This is a genomic window from Succinivibrio sp., from assembly GCF_045124615.1.
In the GTDB taxonomy this organism is placed as follows: Bacteria; Pseudomonadota; Gammaproteobacteria; order Enterobacterales; family Succinivibrionaceae; genus Succinivibrio; species Succinivibrio faecicola.
The window spans coordinates 1-2457 of record NZ_JBGVMC010000132.1; the positions used below are offsets into that span (position 1 = coordinate 1).

Genomic DNA, 2457 nt, shown 5'->3' on the forward strand with positions numbered 1-2457 from the left:
AACTTGTTGTTGTATGCATCAGAGCCTAAACGATCTGTATAGCCATATACTTCAAATTCTGTATTATCAAATTTGTCAGATGAAGAAACAACATCATTGATTGCTTTCTTACCTTCTGCTGAAAGATTTGAACCATCAAATGGGAATAATAAGCCTGCTGCTAAAGAGTGGTTCTCTGTGATACGAACAGTCTTCTTTGGAGCTGGTTTTGGAGCAACTACAGGCTCTTCTTTCTTACCAAATGTATACTGAACGCCTACATATAAAAGACCGTTATCGATTCTTTCACCAGTTGTAGTCTTAGCTGCTTTATATAAATAATCGTAACCTGCTCTTAAAGCTAACTGGTTGTTAACTGCCCACTGAGCACCAATACCAGCTACAGCGCCCCATTCACGGCTATGACCTGTAGCTAGTGTTGTCATATTGTAGGTAGGGCCCACCTTGAAGAAAATATCTGAACCATTGTTATCTAATGGCATTGCAATTCTGCCATATAACTCAATAATATTTGAATGTAATTTTGTATCGCCTGTAGATAAAGTTGTACCGTTAGATAATTGGCCATCAACTTTGTACTTATTACCATTTAAGTAATCATATCCAGCACCTAAAGCGAACCAATCTGTAAAATTATACTCGCCGTTTAGCTTGAAACCATATCCGTGTCTATCTGATAATTTTTCTTTATATTTAGCGTTTACGCCATTTGAAAATGTGTAAGCTTTATAACCAAAATTATGATCAAAAGCGTAATTCCAACCAGCTGCAGCACCTACAGAGTAAGTACCTTCAACAGCTGCATTTGCAGTTAGTGAAACACCTAAAGCTACTGCTAAAGCAAGTAAAGATCTTTTCATAATAGTTCCTATAAATATGATTAAACGATAAAAAGTTTAGTCGTATTTGCTTAGTTAAGTATTAGACGGATTTATAAGAAGAATTAAAAAGAAAAAGGCTATAACAATTTTTTTTGCTATAGCCTTATAGATCAGCTTATTAAATGATTATATTATAACTGCTCTTCTTTTGTGGTATCGCCAGTGATAACGATCTCTACACGACGATCTGCAGCTAAACAGTTGATAACATTGTTACGGCCCTTTACACCATCACACTTGTTACCAGTAACAGGAGAAGACTTACCTCTACCTTCTGAAACCTTTACAGTAACACCCTTGTTCTGTAACTCATTTGTTACAGAATCAGCACGGCGCTGTGATAACTTGTTATTGTATGCATCAGAGCCTAAACGATCTGTATAACCATAAACTTCAAACTCAGTATTCTGTAAAGCCTTTGATGATTCAACAACATCATTGATTGCTTTCTTTCCTTCAACTGATAGATTTGAACCATCAAATGGGAATAATAAACCTGCAGCTAATGAGTGATTCTCAGTTACACGAATAGTTTTCTTTGCAACAGGAGCCTGAACTACAGGAGCCTGAGCTTTTGGAGCACCAAATGAATACTGTAAACCAACATATAAAAGACCAGTATTGATCTTATCAGATGAGTCTTCTGATTTTGCTGTTTTGAAGAAGAAGTCGTAACCTGCACGGATTGCGAGAGCATCATTTACAGCCCACTGACCACCGATACCTGCAACAGCTCCTAACTTACGCTCTGTATCTCCATTAACTTTAAACCATGAAACAGCAGGACCAACTTTAAAGAAAACATCTGAACCGTTGTTATCTAAAGGCATAGCTAATCTTGCATAAAGCTCTGCAACATTTGCCTTAAACTTATATGTATCACTGTAAAAGAGAGCACCATCTGATGATATTTCAGTACTCTCAATCTTACCGCCTCTCATATGGTCCCAAGCTAAACCTAAGCCTAAATAATCAGTGAAATTGTATTCACCGTTTAACTTAAATCCATAACCATTGCTATCAGAAATATTTAACTTGTCGTATGAGTCATCTGTTACATCATAAGTAGTATTGAAATTTTGTTCAAAATAGTGGGTCCAACCACCTGCTGCACCAACAGACCATGTACCCTCAACAGCAGCATTTGCAGATAAAGAGCAAGCTGCAGATAATACTAATGCTAAAGCGGACTTTTTCATTTTTATACCTTCAAGAATAAAATATTCAAGTATTATTAAATTATTATCCCTAATTTTAGGAATATTGAAATTTTATCACTAATCAAATCAGGAAGATTACAATATTTGTGCGTATATATGATAATTTCTTTCACTAGTTTTCAACAAAAATCGAAAAGATGAAAACTATTTTAAGAAATAAAAAATCGGAATTGTGCAGATACAAAAAAAAGCCCTGAATTTTCAGGGCTTTATATAACCTAAACTCCGTCACCCCTAGTATCTAACAGGGGTGATTTTCATCACAAATTCCCTAAATATAAATTTTTCCCCACTGATTTTTAAGGATTTTTCTTTTCAAAAATTCATTTTGGGTGTATCATAGTCCATAATATATA

At 35.2% G+C, this 2457-nt stretch carries 2 protein-coding genes; both read right to left on the reverse strand.

Translation table 11 applies throughout. From position 1 onward, the window contains the following. On the reverse strand, window positions 1–860 hold an 860-nt coding region (locus tag ACJML3_RS03545), incomplete at its 3' end, for an outer membrane beta-barrel protein (RefSeq protein WP_406020675.1). A gap of 152 nt (window positions 861–1012) precedes the next feature. Further along, window positions 1013–2080 carry an OmpA family protein gene (locus ACJML3_RS03550; protein ID WP_406020677.1) on the reverse strand — a complete coding sequence of 356 codons (1068 nt, stop codon included), beginning with the start codon at window positions 2078–2080 and terminating at the stop codon, window positions 1013–1015. Between the last annotated feature and the right edge of the window lie 377 nt (window positions 2081–2457).

Bases quoted from the DNA above. Each gene is read 5' to 3' on its own strand.
- ACJML3_RS03550 (WP_406020677.1), bottom strand. From the start codon at position 2,080: ATGAAAAAGTCCGCTTTAGCATTAGTATTATCTGCAGCTTGCTCTTTA.